This window comes from Pseudactinotalea sp. HY160, from assembly GCF_009372055.1.
In the GTDB taxonomy this organism is placed as follows: domain Bacteria; phylum Actinomycetota; class Actinomycetes; order Actinomycetales; family Beutenbergiaceae; genus HY158.
Genome location: NZ_WHMT01000003.1, coordinates 215,448 through 235,481, shown reverse-complemented (window position 1 = coordinate 235,481; position 20,034 = coordinate 215,448). Strand labels below are relative to the sequence as shown.

Annotated in this window: 15 protein-coding genes; 10 read left to right on the top strand and 5 right to left on the bottom strand. The window is 73.4% G+C overall.

Annotated features, from left to right (window positions below):
* The first annotated feature begins 1 nt into the window (after position 1).
* Complete coding sequence (locus tag GCG21_RS05370; protein ID WP_152818214.1) at positions 2-622, top strand: molybdopterin-dependent oxidoreductase; 621 nt, start codon at positions 2-4, stop codon at positions 620-622.
* A gap of 15 nt (positions 623-637) precedes the next feature.
* Here the strand turns inward: GCG21_RS05370 and pknB are convergent, their stop codons facing one another.
* Together pknB and GCG21_RS05360 are read right to left on the bottom strand one after the other, a co-directional pair.
* A complete protein-coding gene (gene pknB, locus GCG21_RS05365) occupies positions 638-2,587 on the bottom strand; it encodes a Stk1 family PASTA domain-containing Ser/Thr kinase (protein WP_370517308.1) in 1,950 nt (649 codons plus the stop codon).
* Between the two features lie 38 nt (positions 2,588-2,625).
* Positions 2,626-3,966: a LysM peptidoglycan-binding domain-containing protein gene (locus GCG21_RS05360; protein ID WP_152818213.1), complete on the bottom strand. Its 1,341-nt coding sequence runs from the start codon at positions 3,964-3,966 to the stop codon at positions 2,626-2,628.
* 188 nt (positions 3,967-4,154) lie between these two features.
* Here GCG21_RS05360 and GCG21_RS05355 point away from each other — a divergent pair, with 188 nt between their 5' ends.
* Positions 4,155-4,535, top strand: coding sequence for an Rv2175c family DNA-binding protein (locus GCG21_RS05355; protein ID WP_228760153.1), 381 nt, complete (start codon positions 4,155-4,157; stop codon positions 4,533-4,535).
* A gap of 64 nt (positions 4,536-4,599) precedes the next feature.
* Here GCG21_RS05355 and GCG21_RS05350 read toward each other — a convergent pair whose 3' ends face one another.
* A complete protein-coding gene (locus GCG21_RS05350) occupies positions 4,600-5,697 on the bottom strand; it encodes a polyprenyl synthetase family protein (protein WP_228760154.1) in 1,098 nt (365 codons plus the stop codon).
* Between the two features lie 143 nt (positions 5,698-5,840).
* Between GCG21_RS05350 and GCG21_RS05345 the strand changes: the two genes are divergently transcribed.
* The 6 genes from GCG21_RS05345 (at position 5,841) to GCG21_RS05320 (ending at position 13,611) form a co-directional block, all read left to right on the top strand.
* On the top strand, positions 5,841-6,947 hold the full coding sequence (locus GCG21_RS05345; RefSeq protein ID WP_152818212.1) for a DUF4192 domain-containing protein: 1,107 nt from the start codon (positions 5,841-5,843) through the stop codon (positions 6,945-6,947).
* Positions 6,948-6,996: 49 nt separating this feature from the next.
* On the top strand, positions 6,997-7,377 hold the full coding sequence (locus GCG21_RS05340) for a universal stress protein (RefSeq protein ID WP_152818211.1): 381 nt from the start codon (positions 6,997-6,999) through the stop codon (positions 7,375-7,377).
* A gap of 13 nt (positions 7,378-7,390) precedes the next feature.
* A complete protein-coding gene (gcvT, locus tag GCG21_RS05335; RefSeq protein ID WP_370517307.1) occupies positions 7,391-8,527 on the top strand; it encodes a glycine cleavage system aminomethyltransferase GcvT in 1,137 nt (378 codons plus the stop codon).
* Between the two features lie 72 nt (positions 8,528-8,599).
* Positions 8,600-8,971: a glycine cleavage system protein GcvH gene (gene gcvH / locus GCG21_RS05330; RefSeq protein WP_152818210.1), complete on the top strand. Its 372-nt coding sequence runs from the start codon at positions 8,600-8,602 to the stop codon at positions 8,969-8,971.
* The gene (gene gcvP / locus GCG21_RS05325; RefSeq protein ID WP_370517306.1) at positions 8,968-11,892 is read left to right on the top strand and encodes an aminomethyl-transferring glycine dehydrogenase; all 2,925 of its coding nucleotides are present in this window, start codon (positions 8,968-8,970) and stop codon (positions 11,890-11,892) included. The genes gcvH and gcvP overlap by 4 nt, the downstream gene beginning before the upstream one ends.
* 144 nt (positions 11,893-12,036) lie before the next feature.
* Complete coding sequence (locus GCG21_RS05320) at positions 12,037-13,611, top strand: RNA polymerase sigma factor (protein ID WP_152818209.1); 1,575 nt, start codon at positions 12,037-12,039, stop codon at positions 13,609-13,611.
* Between the two features lie 126 nt (positions 13,612-13,737).
* On the opposite strand, the gene GCG21_RS05315 is transcribed toward GCG21_RS05320, so the two are convergent.
* Entirely contained in the window at positions 13,738-13,962 is a 225-nt protein-coding gene (locus GCG21_RS05315) for a hypothetical protein (RefSeq protein WP_153877870.1), read from the bottom strand.
* Positions 13,963-14,103: 141 nt separating this feature from the next.
* Here GCG21_RS05315 and GCG21_RS05310 point away from each other — a divergent pair, with 141 nt between their 5' ends.
* On the top strand, positions 14,104-16,239 hold the full coding sequence (locus GCG21_RS05310) for a type IIA DNA topoisomerase subunit B (RefSeq protein WP_370517305.1): 2,136 nt from the start codon (positions 14,104-14,106) through the stop codon (positions 16,237-16,239).
* 135 nt (positions 16,240-16,374) lie between these two features.
* Entirely contained in the window at positions 16,375-17,415 is a 1,041-nt protein-coding gene (locus tag GCG21_RS05305) for a GNAT family N-acetyltransferase (RefSeq protein WP_152818208.1), read from the top strand.
* A gap of 43 nt (positions 17,416-17,458) precedes the next feature.
* Here the strand turns inward: GCG21_RS05305 and GCG21_RS05300 are convergent, their stop codons facing one another.
* Complete coding sequence (locus GCG21_RS05300; RefSeq protein WP_152818207.1) at positions 17,459-19,972, bottom strand: DNA topoisomerase (ATP-hydrolyzing) subunit A; 2,514 nt, start codon at positions 19,970-19,972, stop codon at positions 17,459-17,461.
* Positions 19,973-20,034 lie beyond the last annotated feature (62 nt).

The following is a 20,034-nucleotide window of genomic DNA, read 5'->3' as shown; positions in this document are numbered from 1 at the left end:
GATGCCCATTGTCCCCGGCGATCCCGGTGAGTCATCCCCGTGGGCGGGACGGCGCGTCCCGCCCGGGCAACGGGTGCGGGCCGAGGCGCCGATCATGCACTACGGGCCCGTGCCCAAGCCGGCGCGGCGGCCGTGGACCTTCACCGTGGGCGGGGCGACCCGCTCGGGGCGGGAGCGTGTCCTCGGCCTCGACGAGGTGCTCGCCCTGCCGGCGCTGGAGCGGGTGGCCGACATGCACTGCGCGACCCACTGGACCGTGCTCGACCAGCACTGGTCCGGGGTGAGTGCCGCCGCGATGGTCGCGCTCGCGCCGGCCGCGGAGGGGGTGACCTCCGCGCTCGTGTTCGCCGAGTTCGGCTACGCCGCGAACGTGCCCCTGGAGGAGCTCGCCTCGGGCGAGGCGATCCTCGCCACGCACCTGGACGGCGTCCCCCTGAGCCTCGAACGGGGCGCGCCGCTGCGCCTGGTCATTCCGCAGCTGTACACGTGGAAGGGGCCCAAGTGGCTCCGCGGCTGGAACTACCTGCGTCCGGGCGATCCGGATCTCGGGTTCTGGGAGGACCACGGCTATCACCGCCACGGCGGGGTGTGGCGGGAGGAACGCTACGACTATCAGAGGTGAGGCGGGGGAGCGCCGTCAGACGACCGTGAGCACGATGACGGTGTCGCGCGGCTTCATCTCGCCGGCGGCCACGGACTGCGACTGCACGAGGCCGAGCAGGCCGCCGAGGGCGTTGCTGCGCTCGACCTCGAAGCCCGCCTCCTCGAGGATCGCCTTCGCCGCCTCGAACCGCTTGCCGAAGACGCCGGGCACCTCGAACAGCTCGGGGCCCTGGGAGAGCACGACGGTCACCTCGTCGCCTTCGTGGCCCTCGCTGCCGGCCGCGGGCTCCTGGCTCAGTACGTTCCCGGCGGGGACGTCGTCGGAGAACTCCGCCTCCTCCGCCTCGACGTAGACGAGGCCCGTCTCCTCGAGGTCGGCGCGGGCCTCCTCGGCGGAGGAGCCCTCGACGTTGATGATCGTCACGGGCGCGGGCCCGCCGGAGAGGGTGAGCGCGAGCGCCTCGTCGTGGCGCAGGGACGTTCCCGGATCGGGTCCACCGGAGAGATAGCGGCCGGCCTCGACCTCGGTGCTCCAGTCCGCCGCGAGCGTGAGCGCGCCGGCCTCGCCGTCCCAGCCGGCCTCGGCCAGGGCGGAGCGGATGCCCTCCTCGTCGAGCCCGGTGAGCTCGGGCATCTCGATCATGCGGATGCCGTCGGAGAGCACGAGCGTGACCTCGGCGTCCAGGAGGACGCGGGTGCCGGCCGCCGGATCCGTGGTGATGACCCGGCCGCGGGCGACGTCGTCGGAATAGGCGCGCTCGGTCTCGCTGCGCAGGCCGGCGAGCTCGAGCGCGGAGGCCGCACTCGCCGCATCGCCGCCCGCGACCTCCGGGACGGTCGTGTACGCGCCGGGGCCGTGCTCGAAGTACCACCAGGCGCCGGCCCCGAGCGCCGCGACGAGGAGGAGCAGGAGGAGCACGAGGACCGGCCACCGCCGCCGCCGGCGGGGCAGCGCGGCGGTGTCCCCGGCGCCGGCGCCCGCGGATTCGGGGTTGACGGCCCCGATCGGGAGGGCGATCGTTCCGCCCCCCTCGCGACCGTCGGCGAGGGCGAGGGTCGCGTCGTCCGCCGGCCCCTCGTCGCTGCCGGGGACGTCGGCGCGCACGGCGAGACTGTCGGCGTCGAGCCGACGGCGCAACTCGAGCGCGAGGTCGAGGGCGGCACCGGCGCCGGCCGGTCGATCGGCCGGGTCCCGGGCCGTGAGGGTCGCCACGAACTCGTCGACCTCACGGGGCAGCTCCGGCGCCTGCGAACTCGGCACCGGCAGGTCCTCGTGCACGTGCTGGTAGGCGACCTGGATCGCGGTCTCGCCCTCGAAGGGCTGCCGGCCGGTGAGGAGCTCGTAGCACAGCACCCCGACGGCGTAGACGTCCGCGCGGGCATCCGCCCGGCCGTCGGTGATGATCTCCGGCGCCAGGTAGGCGACCGTGCCGAGCAGGGTGCCGGTGCTCGCGGCGGTCGCCTCGGTCGCGGCCCGGGCGAGGCCGAAGTCGGCGACCTTGATGCCGCCGACCCCGCCGGCACCCGCATTCGTGGCGACGAGCACGTTCTCGGGCTTGATGTCGCGGTGCACGAACCCGGCCCGGTGGGCCGCCGCGAGGGCGTCGAGGATCGCGATCGTCACGTCGAGGGCGACGCCCACGCTCAAGGCGCCCGCACGGCCGAGCAGTCGGCGAAGGTTCGTGCCCTCGACGTACTCCATCGTCAGGTAGGACGTCTCGCCCTCGCTGCCCTGGTCGAACACCTGGACGACGCCGGGGTGGGCGAGCCGGGCGGCCGCACGGGCCTCCCGCCGGAACCGGGCCGCGACGTCCGTGCCCTCCGCCAGGTGGGGGTGCATGAGCTTGAGCGCGACCTCGCGGTCGAGCCGGCGATCGCGGGCGCGATAGACCGTGGCCATCCCGCCGCGGGCGATCCTGGCGACGACCTCGTAGCGACCGTCGATCAGCCGGCCGATCAGAGGATCTGTCACAGTGGTCGCCACGTGCGCAGTCTACGGCGCCGCCCGGCGGGACTCCCGCCTCAGCCGAAGCGTGTCATGAGGCTCGTGACGTTGGCGACGTAGGAGCGGGTGTCCGAGGCCAGGCCGTACTTCTGCACCGACCCGAGCCCCTGGTAGTAGCCGCCGATCGCCTCGTCGGTGCTGTCGGCGTGGTCGGTGAGCCACTTGATGAAGCGCACCCCGGCGGTCACGTTGTCCCGGGCGTCGAGCAGGTTGAGCTCGCGTCCGACCATCCCGCCGATCCACGCGCCCGTGCTCGGGATCACCTGCATCGTGCCGATCGCGTTCGCGGGGGAGACCGCCCGCTGGTTGATCCCGGACTCCTGCTGGGCGATCGCCAGCGCGAGGGCCGGGTCCACGCCGTACTGGCGGGCGGTGGAACGGATGAGGTCGCGCAGCTGCGAACTCGAGGGCACGTTCATCGCCAGCAGGGCGTACTTGTTGTCGTTGGCGGCGCGCACGACGTCGTCCGGGTAGGTGTAGTGCAGGAACGTGTTCGGCACGAGCTGCGGTCGATCCGCGCCGGCCGGCGACGAGCCTGAGCCGCCGCCGGAGCCGGGGATCGTCAGGGTCTGACCGACGTAGATCGTGGCGGCGGAATTGAGGCCGTTCGCCTTGACGATCGCCGCGACGGTCGATCCGTAGTTGCGGGCCAGCGCCCCGACCGTGTCGCCGGAGACGACCTTGTGCCTGCCGGCCGACGAGGCTCCCGTGGAGGTCGAGGACCCCGAGCCGCCCGAGGACGGCGAGGACGGGGGCGCGGCGGTCGTCGAACCGCCCGCTGAGCCGGGGATCGTCAGGGTCTGACCGACGTAGATCATCGCCGCGGCGTTGAGCCGGTTCGCCCGGACGATCGCGCCGACGCTCGAGGAGTACCGGATCGCCAGCGCCCCGACGGTGTCGCCGGAGACGACCTTGTGCTTGGCGGCCGACGAGGCTCCCGTCGAGGGGGCGGACGTCGACGGCTTCTGGGCGGGCTGCCGGGGTGAGGTCGCCGGGGTGCTGCCGGCCGGGATCGTCAGCCGCTGACCGATGCGGATGAGGGCCGAACGATCGAGGTCGTTGGCGCGGACGATCGCGGGGACCGAGCTGCGGTAGGTCTTCGCGAGTGCCCAGACCGTGTCGCCGGCGACCACCCGGTGCGTGATCGTGCCCGGCTTCTTCGCGGTCGGCACGGCGCTCACGGCCCGGGTCGCGGCGGTCGGCGTCGTCGGCGTCGTCGTCGGGACGTGCTGCGGCGCCGAGCGAACGAAGGCCGGCGGGACGGACCGCGGCGCCTCGTGGGCGGGCGCCGCCGACGCGGGTGAGGCGTAGGTGAGCGAGACGGCCGTGGCGCCGATGATCGCGCCGGCCGCGGTCATAAGCGTCGTCCCGCGCGGAGTGGAGCGTTGGGCAGGGGTCCGTCGAGCAGCGGCGCGGGCCATGAGCACTCCTTACGAATGCGGCGACACGCCGCCGTTGGGCCGGGACGGGTGTGCCGAACGTGATGTATGAGACGGGTGTGACAGTAGTGGCTAACGAGAATGCGCACAACCCGTAGCCTGGGCCGGTGACCACAGCTGCGGAACTCCCGGACATGACCACGCCGACCTGGACGTCCGTCCCCGACGTCGCCGAGATGCTCGAGCTCCCGCTCCGGCGGGTGCGGACGCTCATCACGGATCGGGCCCTGCTCGCGATCCCGGTCGGCACCGAGGCGATCCGGTCCGTGCCCGCGCAGTTCCTGCTCCCCGCGGGTCACCCGAAGGGGCCGGCGCCGCTGCCCGCACTGCGGGGGACGATCATCGTGCTCGCCGACGCCGGGCTGACGGATCGGGAGATCGTCGACTGGCTCTTCGCCGAGCGGTCCGAACTCGGAGCGAGCCCGCTGGCGGCCCTGCACCAGGGCCGCACGACGACCGTGCGCAGGCTGGCCCAGACGGTCGGCTGAGCGGTCGCCGGTGCCACCGGTGGCCACTGGTGCCACCGGTGCCCACCGTGGCCCGGCGTGGGGGTCAGTGCGTGCGCGTGACCGCGGCGTCCGCGAGGTGCCGGAGCCGGGCGGCGTCCTCGGGGTCCGCCCCGAGCGCGTCGATCGCCGCCCGGCCGGTCGCCAGCCGCTCCGCGATGAGCTCCTCCACCTGGGCCTGCGCGCCCGTGTCCGTGAGGATCCGGCGGACGCGATCGACCTCGGCCGGCCCCAGGTCGGCCCGGCCGAGCGCCCGGCGGAGGGTGTCGCGCTCGGCGGGGCCCGCGAGCGTCATCCCGAGCGTCACGAGCACGGTCCGCTTGCCCTCACGCAGGTCGTCGCCCGCGGGCTTGCCGGTGACGTGCGGATCGCCGAAGACGCCGAGCACGTCGTCGCGGAGCTGGAAGGCCTCGCCGATCGGCAGGCCGACCGTGCCGATCGCGTCGGACTCGGCGGCGGAGGCCCCGGCCATCGCCGCGCCGAGGCGGAGCGGGTACTCCACCGAGTACCGTGCGGACTTGGAGCGGATGACCCGGCGGGCCCGGTCGAGCTCGACGGCGGGATCATCCGACCACGGCGCCGACTGCGCGTAGATGTCGAGGTATTGACCGATCGTGACCTCGGCCATCATGGTCTCGACCAGCGCGGCCGAGGAGGCGTACCGGGCGGGGTCGAGCAGGGCGATCGCGGCGTGCAGATCGGCGCTCGCCGCGACGAGCAGCAGGTCGCCCAGCAGAATCGCGCCTGCCGCACCGAAATGCTCCGGGTCGGAGATCATGCCGCGCTCCTCGTGCAGCGCGGTGAACCGCCGGTGGCTCGCGGGCAGGCCGCGGCGCGTGAGGGAGCCGTCCATGAGGTCGTCGTGGACGAGGGCGGCCAGCTGGAAGATCTCCAGGCCCGAGCCCGCCCGGACCTCGGCGGCGGCGAGTGGCTCGCCCGAGAACACGCGCCACCCGGCCGCCAGGAACGCGGCGCGGAGCCGCTTGCCGCGGGCGAGGAGGGGGGCCGACACGGTGAACAGGTCGTCGATCTCGCCGCCCACCCCGGCGAATCGATCGTGCGTCTCGGTCATGGTCGTGGCCACGCGTGCCGCCACGGCGGAACGAAGGTCATCCAGCCACACGGGCCCGTCCACGTCACTCACACCCCGCACTCTACGCGGCCGCAGGCCCGCCGTCGGCCCGGCCCCGGAGGCCCTCCCTCCACAACGGACCCGCGATGCGTGCCGATCCACAGCCTCGGGGCCGGCCGAGACGCCGCCGGGGGCCGCCGTGATCGGCTGGGCCCATGATCGACACCGACGTCCACACCCTCGACCTCGACGACCCGGCCGAGGTCGTCGCCTACGTGCCCTACCGGCTCGGCTTCCGGCCCGAGAACTCCCTCGTCGTGCTCTCGGTGCGCCGACACGGCCCGGACCGCGTCGGCCTCGGCCTCGTCGCCCGAATGGATCTGGCGGACCTGGCCGATCCCCGGCTCGAGCGGACCCTGCTCTCGGAGATCACCGGTCACCTGAGCGCCGAGCATTGCGTGGCCGCCTGGCTCCTCGCCTACTGCGACCCGGCCGAGGCCGGCGAACCGGCGACGCTCGAGCGGGCCCGCCGCGTCCTGGCCCCGTGGCGGCGCGACCCGCGCACCTCGGCCGGCCGCTGCTACCTCGTCTCCGGCGCGCGCTGGTACTGCCTCGAGTGCACCCACGACCCGGCCTGCCCGCCGAACGGCCGCGGGCGGGGCGAACTCGACTCGACCGCGATCGCCGCGGCCATGGTCGTCCACGGCCACGGCGTCGCCCCCACCCGCGCCGCCCTCGTGCGGGTGCGGGCCGACAGCGCCCCGGCGGCCTCCCGCGCCCAGGCGGCCTGCGCGGCCCGGGTCGAGGAACTCGCGCGGCAGTCGGGGGCGGGCCGGCGCTCCGCGTGGCGACGGCGCAGCGCCCGGGCCTGGGACGACGCCCTCGCCGAGGGGGCACCGGAACCGAGCCCGGCACGGTACGGCCTCCTGCTCGCCGGACTGACCGACCGGGCCGTGCGGGACGCCGTCGTGACCGCCGCCGCCGGCCGCTGCGGCGTCGAGGAGGCCCTCGCCCGGCCCGAGGCGGTCGACGCGGCCTTCGGCGCTGCGGAGCCGCCCGAGTCCGGCCCGATCGACCGGGCCGTGGCCCTCCTCGAGAACACGATCCGCCACTCGAGCGTCGAGTCCTCCCCGCCCGCCTGGACCGTCACCGCCTGGCTCGCGTGGTGGGTCGGCGACGGCGCGCGCTGCGACCTGCTCCTCGCGGAGGCCGAACGCGTCGACCCCGGCTACCGGCTGGCCGTGCTCCTGCGTCGAATGCTGGACGCGCGGATCCCGCCGGGATGGGTCCGCGGCGTCGAGGAGGGCGAACGGCAGCCGTGACACCGCCCGGACCGCTAGGGTTTGGTCATCGAGACAAGGGAGCGTGCTCATGGCTGTCGTGGTCGGATTCCTCGCAAACAACGAAGGGCGTGCGGCGCTGCGGGGCGGCATCGCCGAGGCCGGGCTCCGCGGTGAGGACCTCGTGGTCCTCGTGTACCCGATCCAGGGACCGGAACCGGTCGACGTCTCCGCCACCGCGGCGGAGGCGAGGGCGACGCTGGCGGACGCGGGCGTGAGCGGCGACATCCGGGAACCGGTCCGCAGCGAGGACCTGGCCGAGGAACTCCTGCGCGTGGCCGAGACGAGCGACGCGAACCTCATCGTGATCGGGCTGCGTCGCCGCTCGCCCACGGGCAAGCTCATCCTCGGCTCGAACGCTCAGCGGATCCTGCTCGATTCGCCGACGCCGGTGCTCGCGGTCAAGCCCTGACGGGGACGCCGCCGTGGCCCATCCACCGCCCCGCGCGGGCGACGAGGAGCCACCCGCGAGCGCCCTGAGGAGCCCGCTGGCGGCCGCGCACGCACGAGCCGGCGCCACGATGACCGGCTTCGCCGGCTGGGAGATGCCGCTGCGGTTCGGTTCCGAGCTGGCCGAGCACGCCGCCGTGCGCACCCGGGCCGGCGCGTTCGACCTGTCGCACATGGGCCAGCTCGAGGTGCACGGTCCCGACGCGGCCAGGCTGGGGGAGTGCTCGTTCGTCTCCCGGATCGCGAACCTGGAGCCCGGCCGTGCCCGCTACACGATCATGGTCGGGCCGGACGGCGGGATCGTCGACGACCTCATCGTCTACCGCCTCGCCTCGGACGACCTGCTCATCGTGTGCAACGCCGCGAACCGGGTGCGCGTGGGCGATCGCCTGGCCGCGGCCGCCCGGCGGCTGCGGGCGACGGTCGTCGATCGCACGAGCCACCGCGCCCTCATCGCCGTGCAGGGCCCGGCCGCCGCGCGGGCCCTCGCCGGGCTCGTGCCCGCCGAGGCGCTCGCCATGCGACCATTCCGATGCGCCCAGGCCGTGGCCCGACCGCCCACTGGGCCGACTGTGCCGGTGCTGCTCGCCCGCACCGGCTACACCGGCGAGGACGGCTATGAGCTCGCCGTGCCCGCGGCGAGCGCCGTCGCGATCTGGGAGGGACTGCTCGCGGCCGGCGAGCCGCTCGGGCTCGTTCCGTGCGGGCTCGCCGCCCGCGACTCCCTCCGCCTCGAGGCGGGGATGGCCCTGTACGGCAACGAGCTGACCGGGGACCTCACCCCCGCCGGCGCCGGCCTCGGGCGCCTCGTCGACCTCGGGCGGGAGTTCGTCGGCCTAGCGGCACTCGTCGAACGGGCCGGGGAGACCACGAGCCTCGTCGCGCTCGCGGGCGAGGGACGCCGCGCGGCGCGGCCCGGCGACGCTGTCCTGGCGGGCGGGAGACGGATCGGGCGGATCACGTCCGGGGCCCTCTCGCCCACGCTCGGTCACCCGATCGCATTCGCGCGCTGCGAGCGGCCCGTCCCGGTGGGCAGCGAGCTCACGGTCGACGTCCGTGGCCGGGAGCAGGTCATGCGGGTCCGGGAGCCCCCCTTCTACCGCAGGCCGTGAAGGCCCTCGAAGGACCTTGAAAGAACGGTGCGACCGCAGCGATGATCGAGGAACGGATCGAACGGAGACCGCATGAGCCACCCCACCGACCGGGCCTACACGGCCGAACACGAATGGGTCCGGATCGAAGCCGGCGTCGCGACCGTCGGCGTCACGAGCTACGCGACCGAGGCGCTCGGCGACGTCGTCTACGTCGACCTGCCCGAGGTCGGAACCGAGGTGATCGCGGGCGCGGCCTGCGGCGAGATCGAGTCCACCAAGAGCGTGAGCGACCTGTTCTCGCCCGTGAGCGGCACGGTGTCCGGCGTCAATTCCGACCTGGAGGCGCACCCCGAGCGGGTCGATGCCGACCCGTACGGGCAGGGCTGGCTGTTCACGGTGACCGTGACCGACGTCGGGCCGACCATGGACGCCGCCGCGTACGCCGCGAGCGTGCGGGAGTGAGCGCGCCCGCCGGCGCCTTCGAGGGGCGGCACATCGGTTCCTCCGCGGCGGAGCAGCGGCGCATGCTCGATCGCATCGGAGCCGCCGACGTCGACTCGCTCCTACGCACGGCGCTGCCCGGGGCGCTCCACCACGCCCACATCGACGGCCTGCCGCCCGCCGTCGACGAGGCGACCATGGTCGCCGAACTGCACGCGCTCGCGGATTCGAACACGGTGCGCACCTCGATGATCGGCCAGGGCTACTACGACACGATCACCCCCGCCGTCATCCGGCGCCAGGTGCTCGAGAACCCGGCCTGGTACAGCGCCTACACCCCGTACCAGGCCGAGATCTCGCAGGGCCGGCTCGAAGCGCTCCTCACCTTCCAGACGATGATCGCCGACCTCACCGGTCTCGCGATCGCCGGGGCCTCGATGCTCGACGAGGCGACGGCCGCGGCCGAGGCCATGACCCTGAGCCACCGGCACAGCCCGGCCGGCCACACCTTCTACGTCGACCGCGACCTCTTCGTCCAGACCCGGGCCGTGCTCGCCACCCGCGCCGCACCGCTGGGGATCCGGCTCGAGGAGATCGACCCGGCGGGCTCTCTCAGCCCTCCCGGCCACCTCCCGGACGCCTTCGGGGTGCTGCTCGCGGTGCCCGGCGCCACCGGCCGGATCCTCGACCGGAGCCGGTGCCGCGCCTGGGCCGACGCCGCCCACGAGGCCGGCGCGCTGTGCACCGCCGTGACGGACCCGCTCGCCCTCACGCTCATCGAGGCACCCGGAGCCTGGGGAGCCGACATCGCGGTCGGCAGCAGCCAGCGGTTCGGTGTTCCGATGGGCTACGGCGGGCCCCACGCCGCCTACCTCGCGGTCCGCGCCGGGCTCGAGCGCCGACTGCCGGGCCGGCTCGTCGGCGTGAGCCGGGATGCGGACGGCCGCGGCGCGTACCGCCTCGCCCTGCAGACCCGCGAGCAGCACATCCGCCGCGACCGGGCCACGTCCAATATCTGCACCTCCCAGGTCCTCCTCGCCGTCATGGCCGCGGCCTTCGCGGTCTACCACGGCCCGGACGGCCTGCACGCGATCGCGGCCCGGGTGCACGACCGGGCCCGCGCGGTCGCCGGTGCGCTGTCCGCAGCCGGCCTCCCGGCCCGCAACGACACCTTCTTCGACACCCTCACCCTCGACGTGCCGGGCCGCGCGCGGGCGGTGGCCCGCGCCGCGCTCGCGCGCAACCTCACGGTGTGGGCGCCCACGAACGACGAGGTGCGCCTCTCCTGCGACGAACGGACCACACCGGGGATCGTCGCCGAGGTCGTGGCCGCGGTGCTCGAGGGCGCCGCCCGCGAGACGGACCGGCCGGGCTCCGGGCGGCACACCCGCCCGGAGCCCGGCGGCATCCCGCCGGACCAGCTCCGCGGCCGGGACTACCTCACCCACCCCGTCTTCCACGAGCACCGCAGCGAGAACCGGCTCATGCGCTACCTGCGGCGCCTCGCGGACGCCGACCTCGCCCTCGACCGCGGCATGATCCCACTCGGCTCGTGCACCATGAAGCTCAACTCGGCCGAGCTCATGGGGGCGATGAGCCGGCCGGGCTTCGCGGACCTGCACCCCTTCGCGCCCGCCGCGGACGCCCGCGGCTACCGGCGGCTCATCGACGATCTCGAGACCTGGCTCGCGGCGCTCGCCGGCTACGACGGCACGAGCGTGCAGCCGAACGCCGGTTCCCAGGGCGAGCTCGCGGGCCTGCTCGCCATCCGGCGATACCACGCCGAGCACGCGGGCGGACGCGAGCCCCGGCGCGACGTGTGCATCGTCCCCGCGAGCGCCCACGGAACGAACGCGGCCTCCGCCGTGCTCGCGGGCTTCCGGGTCGCCGTGGTCGCGACCGGCCCCGACGGGGGCATCGACCGGGGCGACCTGCACCGGGTGCTCACCGAGCATGCGGGCCGCATCGCCGCGATCATGATCACCTACCCCTCGACGCACGGCGTGTACGAGCCCGAGATCGTCGCCGTCACGCGCGCCGTCCACGAGGCCGGGGGCCAGGTCTACCTCGACGGGGCCAACTTCAACGCCCTCGTCGGCGTGACCACGCTCGCCGCCTGCGGGGGAGACGTCTCCCACCTCAACCTGCACAAGACGTTCTGCATCCCGCACGGCGGCGGCGGCCCGGGGGTCGGCCCGGTCGTCGCCGCGGCCCACCTCGTGCCGCACCTGCCCGGCCACCCCTGCGCGCCCGCCGTGCGCGGGGCCGCCGGTCGGGCGGACGGCGCCGTCGCGGCGGCGCCGGACGGATCGCCGTCCATCCTCCCGATCAGCTGGGCCTATCTGCGGCTCATGGGGGTCGACGGCCTGCGCCGGGCAACCGGCGCGGCGGTGCTGGCGGCGAACTACCTCGCGGAGGAACTCGCCGAGGACTATCCCGTGCTCTACCGCGGCCCCGGCGGGCGGGTCGCGCACGAATGCGTGCTCGACCTGCGCGACCTCACCCGGCGCAGCGGCATCACGGTCGAGGACGTGGCCAAGCGCCTCATCGACTACGGATTCCACGCGCCGACGATGAGCTTCCCGGTACCGGGCACGCTCATGGTCGAACCGACCGAGTCGGAAGACCTGGCCGAACTCGACCGATTCGTCGCGGCGATGCGCGGGATCCGCAGCGAGATCGACCGAGTGGAGCAAGGGCGGTGGCCGCGGGAGGACAACCCGCTCGTCAACGCGCCCCACCCGGCCCGCATGCTCACCGGGCCCTGGCCGCATCCGTACTCGCGCGACGTCGCCGTCTACCCCGGCGGCGAGCCCGCCGCGAAGTACTGGCCCCCGGTGCGGCGAATCGACGGCGCCCACGGCGACCGGAACCTCGTGTGCGCCTGTCCGCCGGTCTCGGAATCGGCCGTTGTGAGGTCGCCCTCCCCGCCGGTGGAATAAACCGGTACCGTCCGAGCGATTATAATGACGGGTAGTTGTGACTGCGAGAGCAGTCCGGGCCCACCATCCGATCCGATCGATCGCTTCGCCGAGGCTCTCCGAGCCTGGGCCGCCGAAAGGTATTCCTTGTCGTCTCGTCCCGCCATGCCCGCACTTCCGTCCGAGTTCTCGCACCCCGCCCTGCAGCAGGCGCTCGCACGCGGAGTCAACCGAGGAACCATCGACGCGGCCTCGTTCCGAATCGCGTGCGAGGACGCCGATGTCGCGCCTCGCCGCCTCAAGCACGTCCTCAAAGCCATGCAGGAAGCAGGTGTCACAGTGTCCGACATCCAGGCCACGGCGGTCGCCGCCACGAAGACCCGCAGCCGCACCGACGCCACGGTGACCAAGAAGACCGATTCCGGATCGGCCGCCGCGGAGAGCGCACCGGCGCAGCAGCCGGCCGCCGGCAAGAAGGCGGCCAAGGCCCCGGCGAAGGCGGCCGCCCCGAAGGCGTCCGCCGCGACGAAGGCGGACCCGGAGCCCGCCGACGCGGAGGGCACGAAGGCCTCCGCGGCGAAGGCCCCCGCCAAGAAGGCCCCGGCGAAGAAGGCCGCCGCGAAGAAGGCGCCGGCGACCCGTAAGAAGGCCGCGACCTCGGTGGTCGAGCCGACCGGGGACGACGCCGAGACGCCCGAGGAGGTCGAGGAGGAGACGACCGCGAAGACCACCACGGAGGACAAGGCCGCCGCGGCCGACCAGGGCGGCTTCGTCTACTCCGACGCCGACGACGACGATGCGCCCGCGCAGCAGGTCGTCACCGCGGGTGCGACGGCCGATCCGGTCAAGGACTACCTCAAGCAGATCGGCAAGGTGGCGCTCCTCAACGCCGAGCAGGAGGTCGAACTCGCCAAGCGGATCGAGGCCGGCCTGTTCGCCGACGAGAAGCTCGCCGAGGAGGGGGCCTCGCTCAAGGGCAAGCTCCGCCGCGAACTCGAGTGGATCGCCCAGGACGGCCGCCGGGCCAAGAACCACCTGCTCGAGGCGAACCTGCGTCTCGTCGTCTCACTCGCCAAGCGGTACACCGGCCGGGGCATGCTCTTCCTCGACCTCATCCAGGAGGGCAACCTCGGGCTCATCCGTGCGGTCGAGAAGTTCGACTACACCAAGGGCTACAAGTTCTCCACGTACGCGACCTGGTGGATCCGGCAGGCGATCACCCGTGCCATGGCCGATCAGGCCCGAACGATCCGCATCCCCGTGCACATGGTCGAGGTCATCAACAAGCTCGCCCGGGTGCAGCGCCAGATGCTCCAGGATCTCGGCCGCGAACCCACGCCCGAGGAACTCGCCAAGGAACTCGACATGACCCCGGAGAAGGTGGTCGAGGTACAGAAGTACGGCCGCGAGCCGATCTCCCTGCACACCCCGCTCGGGGAGGACGGCGACTCCGAGTTCGGCGACCTGATCGAGGACTCCGAGGCGGTCGTCCCGGCGGACGCCGTCTCCTTCACCCTCCTGCAGGAGCAGCTCCACTCCGTGCTCGACACGCTCTCCGAACGCGAGGCGGGCGTCGTGCAGATGCGCTTCGGCCTGACCGACGGCCAGCCGAAGACCCTCGACGAGATCGGGAAGGTCTACGGCGTCACCCGCGAGCGGATCCGTCAGATCGAATCGAAGACCATGTCGAAGCTGCGCCACCCCTCGCGCTCCCAGGTCCTGCGCGACTACCTCGACTGATCCCCGGCGACGCCGATCGCCCGGCACGGCAGAACGCCGCCGCCCCCGTTCGGGGCGGCGGCGTTCTCGTCGCTGTGCCGTTCTCGTCGCTGTACCGGCCGGGCCGTGGGGCCCGCCGGCGGCCGGTCAGGCCTCGGCGGACTCGGGTTCGTACAGCTTGCTGGTCTCGTCGTGGACGTGCGTGGCCACGCGATCGATCGTCTCTGCGTGCTTGCGGGCGTGGTGGGCGCAGAAGATCAGCTCGCCGGCGTCCATCAGCACGCGCACGTAGCCCTGGGCGCCGCAGGCGTCGCACCTGTCGGCGGCGGTCAGGGCCGATGCGGTCAGGTCCGGGGAAGCAGTAGTAGTCACATCAGCATCAAACCATCCGGGCGCCGATTTTCCTCCCCCGAGCCCTCCGGTTTCGCTACCCGCGTACCCGGCGGGCGTCGTCCGGGAGGGTGGCGAGTGGCGTAGCCGGGATCCGGGCGATGCTGCCCGTACGATGAGGGCGTGTCGACCACGTCCAGCCCGTCCAGTTACACCGCCCGCCACCTGTCCGTCCTGGAGGGCCTCGAAGCCGTCCGCAAGCGGCCCGGCATGTACATCGGCTCGACCGATTCACGCGGGCTCATGCACTGCCTGTGGGAGATCATCGACAACTCCGTCGACGAGGCGCTCGAGGGGCACGGCACCGAGATCACGATCGTGCTCCACCCGGACTCCTCGGTCGAGGTGCGCGACACCGGCCGCGGCATCCCGGTCGACACCGTGGCCTCGGCGGGGCTGTCGGGCGTCGAGGTGGTGTTCACCAAGCTGCATGCCGGGGGGAAGTTCGGCGGGGGCTCCTACGCCGCCTCCGGCGGGCTGCACGGCGTCGGCGCCTCCGTAGTCAACGCGCTCTCGAGCCGGCTCGACGTCGAGATCGACCGGGGCGGGCTGACCCACGCGATGTCGTTCCACCGGGGCGAACCGGGCGTGTTCACAGACGCGGGCGCCCCCTCCCCGGACGCCCCGTTCGAGGCGTTCACCACGGTCTCGCAGCTGACCGTCGCCGGGAAGGTGCCCCGCAAGCGCACCGGCACCCGCGTGCGCTACTGGGCGGACCGGCAGATCTTCCCCGAGAGTGCCGCGTTCTCCTACGACGAACTCGTCACCCGCGCCCGCCAGACCTCCTTCCTCGTGCCCGGGCTGCAGTTGACGGTCCGCGACGAGCGGCGCCTGGCCGGCACGCCGGGTGCGGACGAGCCCGTCGAGGAGGTCTTCCTGCACGAGGGCGGCGTGGTCGACTTCGTCGACTTCCTCGCCACCGATCCGCCCGTGAGCGACGCGTGGCGGCTGCGGGGCTCGGGCACGTTCACCGAGACCGTGCAGGCGCTCGACGCGCAGGGCCGGCTCCGGCCCAAGGACGTCGAACGCACGTGTGAGGTCGACGTCGCCCTGCGCTGGGGTACCGGGTACGAGACCGAGGCCCGCGCGTTCGTCAACATCATCGCCACGCCCAAGGGCGGGACCCACGTGACCGGGTTCGAGCAGGCCGTGCTCAAGGTGCTGCGCAAGCAGATCGACGCGAACTCCCGCAAGCTCAAGCTCACCGCGAAGGACACGAAGGAGCGCATCGAGAAGGACGACGTGCTCGCCGGGCTCACCGCCGTCGTCACCGTGCAGGTGCCCGAGCCGCAGTTCGAGGGGCAGACGAAGGAGGTGCTCGGCACCGCGCCGGTGCGCCCGATCGTGGCCAAGGTGGTCGAGCAGGAGCTCACCCGGATCCTCACCTCGAGCGCCCGCCACGAGAAGTCCCAGGCCGCGCTCGTGCTCGAGAAGGTCGTCGGGGAGATGCGCGCCCGGATCGCGGCCCGCACCCACAAGGAGATCTCGCGCCGCAAGAACGCGCTCGAGAACTCGACCCTGCCCGCCAAGCTCGCCGACTGCCGCACGAACGACGTGGACTCCTCCGAGCTGTTCATCGTCGAGGGCGACTCGGCGCTCGGCACCGCCAAGCACGCCCGCTCCTCGCAGTTCCAGGCGCTCCTGCCCATCCGGGGCAAGATCCTCAACGTGCAGAAGGCCTCGCTGGCCGACATGCTCAAGAACGCCGAATGCGCCTCGATCATCCAGGTGCTCGGGGCCGGATCGGGGCGCACCTTCGACCTCGACGCGGTGCGCTACGGCAAGGTCGTGCTCATGACCGACGCCGACGTCGACGGCGCGCACATCCGCACCCTCCTGCTCACCCTGTTCTTCCGGTACATGCGTCCCCTGGTCGAGGCGGGGCGGGTCTTCGCCGCCGTGCCGCCGCTGCACCGGATCGAGACGATCGCCCACGGCCGGTCGAAGGCCGAGGTCGTCTACACCTACTCGGAGGCGGAGCTGCACCGGCACCTGACGAGGCTCGAACGGTCCGGCCGTCGCTACAAGGAGCCCATCCAGCGCTATAAGGGGCTGGGGGAGATGGACGCCGAGCAGCTCGCCGAGACCACGATGGATCCCCAGCACCGGACCCTGCGCAAGATCACCATGGCCGACGAGGCGGCACTGCGCGAGGCGGAGCGCGTGTTCGAGCTGCTCATGGGCAACGACGTGGCGCCCCGCAAGGACTTCCTCATCGCCGGCGCCGCCGCCCTCGACCGGCAGCGGATCGATGCCTGAAGCGGGCCGGTCCGACCGGCCCGACCGGCCCGGACCGGTTTTGCTCCCGCCGCGGACCATGCGTACGCTGCCAGGAACGACCGCCGCCCGAGCGACCGGCAGCCCGGATCGCCCGCGTCGACCCACAAGGAAGCCATGACCCCAGCTGAACCGCTCGCTCCGCTCAGCGTGCGCGCCCAGGCGCCCGCCGAGCTCGCGGTTCCCGGCTCCCAGTGGGGGTTGACCTGGCGGGGGATCGGACCCGACGACGCCGCGGCGCTGCACGCCCTCGTCGAGGCGCTCGAGGACTGGGACCGGCTGCCCTATCGCTCCTCGCTCGAGGAGACGAGCGACCGCGTCGGCGAGCAGGGCCCGGACTCCGCCCTCAACGTGCTCGGCGGCTACGACCATGCCGGGCAGATGCGGGCGTTCGGCCTCGTTCGGTACGCCCCGGACGACGAGCAGTCCGCCCGGGTCTTCCTCGACGGCGGGGTCCATCCCCAGTATCGCCGCAGCGGGGTCGGCACGGCGCTGCTCGAGTGGGAACTGGGCCGCGCCCGGCAGCTGCTGGCCGGGGTGGACCGCCCCGTGCGGGCGCGGATCGTCGCGAACGTCGAGGAGACGACCCCGGACGCCGCCCCGATGCTGCTCGAGCGCGGCTTCGAGGCGCGTCGCTGGTACTTCGACCTGCAGCGCGACCTCGCGGCGCCGTTGCCGCAGATCGACCTCGCCCGCAACCTCGAGACCGTGCCGTGGACGGCCGACCTCGACGAGCAGGTGCGCCAGGCGCACAACGAATCCTTCTCCGCGCACTGGGCCTCGGAGCCGATGAGCGCCGAACGGTGGCACGCCGAACGCGCCTTCTTCGCGCCCGAGTGGAGCTTCCTCGTGCTCGACCGCACGAGCGACCGGGCCCAGGTCGTCGGATACCTGCTCTCGGGCCGGTACGAACAGGACTGGATCTGCCAGGGCTGGTCCGAGGGGTACATCGACATGCTCGGGGTGCGCCCCGACTGGCGCAACCGGCAGATCGCGACGGCGCTGGTCGTGCGCGCGATGCGCGCCTACGCCGCGGCGGGCATCGACTTCGCCTCGGTCGGCCTCGACACGGCCCAGCCCGATCCCAACTACGGCCTCTTCGCCGCCCTCGACTTCCAGGCCATCCACTCCTCGACCATGTACAGCATCGAGTTCTGAGCGGCGCGGGCAGGCCCGGGGACGCCCCGGACGAGCCCCGGGCTCAGCCGATGCCGGCGATCGGCACCTCGAGCGGGGCGCCGGAGCCGTCGCGGCGCTCATCGGGTTCGGGCAGCTCGACCGGCTGACCGGCGGCGGCCACGGCGCGAGCGGGCGCGGGCACGACCGCCGCCGCGTAGAGCTCGTCCTCGCCCCGCAGGAACCGGTGTGCCCGCACCCCGGCGGTGCCGCGGCCCTTGCCGGGGTAGAGCTCGAACGGGGTGACCTTCGCGCTCCCGGTCACCGTGCCCGGCAGCGCACCGGCCGAGCCGGCGACGGTGACGACCTCGGCCCGGTCGTGCGCGGGCACGACGCCGAAGAACAGCACCCGGACGTCCGGGCGCAGCCGGATTCCGGCCATCCCACCCGCCTGGCGGCCCTGCGGGCGCACGTCCCCGGCGGCGAAGTGGAGCAGTTGGGCATCGGAGGTCACGAACACGAGCCGGTCGTCGTCGCGGGCCACGCCGACCCCGACCACCTCGTCGCCGTCCTTGAGGCCGATGACCTCCCAGTCCTCCGCGCGGGCGGGCCAGTCGGCGACGACCCGCTTGACCACGCCGGCGGCCGTGGCCACCGTGAGCACCCCGGGGCCGGTCGCCGGCTCGCTGAGTTCGCCGGGTCCGCCGGGTCCGCCGGGTCCGGTGGGTTCGCTCGGTCCGGTGAGTTCGGCGAGCCCGACGACCCGCTCACCCCCGGCGAGGGGGACGAGCTCGTCGATCGCGAGGCCGCCCGAGAGGCCGGGTGGGCCGTCGGTGGGCGGCAGGGCGGGGATCTCCAGCACGGAGACCTTGACGAGCCGGCCGGCCGAGGTGACCGCGCCGATCTGGCCGCGCGCGGTCGCGGGCACGAGCGAGCCGAGGGCGTCGTGGGCGCTGCGCCGGCCCGCCCGGGCGGGCCGGTCCGCATCCGAGGTGCGGGCGAGCAGCCCGGTGCTCGACAGCAGCACCCAGCAGGGGGCGTCCGGGATCTCCAGGGGCGCGGCGGCGGAGGCCGCGGGCCGGGCGGCGGCCGACTCGAGCAGCACGGTGCGGCGCTGCGTGCCGTGCTCCGCCGCGACCCGGGCCAGCTCGCTCGAGACCACGTCCCGAAGCACCGCGTCGTCGGCGAGGATCGCCTCGAGGCGGGCGATCTCCGCGGTCAGCTCGTCCCGCTCGGTCTCCAGCTCGATCCGGGAGAACTTCGTCAGCCGCCGCAGCCGCAGGGCGAGGATGTAGTCCGCCTGCGGCTCCGACAGGTCGAACACGAGCATGAGCCGGTCCCGGGCGGCGGCGGCGTCGTCGCTCGAGCGGATGACGGAGATGACCTCGTCGATGTCGGCGATCGCGACGAGCAGCCCCTCGATCAGGTGGAGGCGCTCCTGCCTGCGCGCGAGCAGGTACCGGGTGCGCCGCTCCACGACGTCGATCCGGTGATCCACGTACACCTGCAGCAGGTCCCGCAGGCCCAGGGTGCGCGGCCGGCCGTCCACGAGCGCGACGTTGTTCATCCCGAAGGAGTCCTCGAGCGGGGTGTGCCGGTAGAGGTTCTCGAGCACGGCCTCGGGATTGAACCCGGTCTTGATCTCGATCTCGAGGCGCAGCCCGTGCTTGCGGTCCGTCAGGTCGTTCACCCCGGACACGCCCACGACCTTCTTCGCCTGCACCGCCGACTTGAGCTTCTCGATCACCCGCTCCGGGCCGATGAGATAGGGCAGCTCGGTCACGATGATCGCCTTGCGGCGGGCCGTGACGTTCTCGATCCGGGTGGTGGCCCGGGTGCGGAAGCTGCCCCGACCCGTGGCGTAGGCGTCCCGGATGCCCTCGAGGCCGACGATCCGGCCGCCCCCGGGCAGGTCCGGGCCCGGCACGAACCGGATGAGGTCCTCCAGGGTCGCGTCGGGATGGGCGATGAGGTGGCGGGCCGCCGCGATCACCTCGACGAGGTTGTGCGGGGCCATGTTCGTGGCCATCCCGACCGCGATCCCGGAGGCGCCGTTGACGAGCAGGTTCGGCAGCGCCGAGGGCAGCACCTCCGGCTGCGTCAGCTGGTTGTCGTAGTTGGGAACGAAGTCGACGACGTCGCAGTCGAGGTCCGCGGTCATGACGATCGCGGCCGGGGCGAGCCGGGCCTCCGTGTACCGCGGGGCGGCGGGGCCGTCGTCGAGGGAGCCGAAGTTGCCGTGACCGTCGACGAGCGGGAGCCGCAGCGAGAAGTCCTGCGCCATCCGCACGAGCGCGTCGTAGATCGCCGTGTCCCCGTGCGGGTGGAGCTTGCCCATGACCTCACCGACGACGCGGGAGGACTTGACGTGCCCCTTCTCGGGCCGCAGCCCCATCTCGGCCATCTGGTAGAGGATGCGCCGCTGCACGGGCTTGAGGCCGTCGCGGGCGTCCGGCAGCGCGCGCGAGTAGATGACCGAGTACGCGTACTCGAGGAACGAGTCCTGCATCTCGGTGGACACGTCGGTGTCGAGGATCCGCTCCGCGGTCGCCGGACCGTCGCCGGTCGGTGGAGTGGGACTCGTCGAGCGTGGTGCCATGGCCCCATTCTCCCTGATCCGCCCCGCGGTGCGCGCCACCGTCCCGGCCCGGCGGGGCGCTC

Coding starts and splice junctions, on each gene's coding strand:
- GCG21_RS05370 (WP_152818214.1), top strand. CDS start 2: ATGCCCATTGTCCCCGGCGATCCCGGTGAGTCATCCCCGTGGGCGGGA.
- GCG21_RS05360 (WP_152818213.1), bottom strand. CDS start 3,966: ATGACCGCGGCCGGCGCGATCATCGGCGCCACGGCCGTCTCGCTCACC.
- GCG21_RS05345 (WP_152818212.1), top strand. CDS start 5,841: ATGATCGACACCGACGTCCACACCCTCGACCTCGACGACCCGGCCGAG.
- GCG21_RS05340 (WP_152818211.1), top strand. CDS start 6,997: ATGGCTGTCGTGGTCGGATTCCTCGCAAACAACGAAGGGCGTGCGGCG.
- gcvH (WP_152818210.1), top strand. CDS start 8,600: ATGAGCCACCCCACCGACCGGGCCTACACGGCCGAACACGAATGGGTC.
- GCG21_RS05320 (WP_152818209.1), top strand. CDS start 12,037: ATGCCCGCACTTCCGTCCGAGTTCTCGCACCCCGCCCTGCAGCAGGCG.
- GCG21_RS05305 (WP_152818208.1), top strand. CDS start 16,375: ATGACCCCAGCTGAACCGCTCGCTCCGCTCAGCGTGCGCGCCCAGGCG.
- GCG21_RS05300 (WP_152818207.1), bottom strand. CDS start 19,972: ATGGCACCACGCTCGACGAGTCCCACTCCACCGACCGGCGACGGTCCG.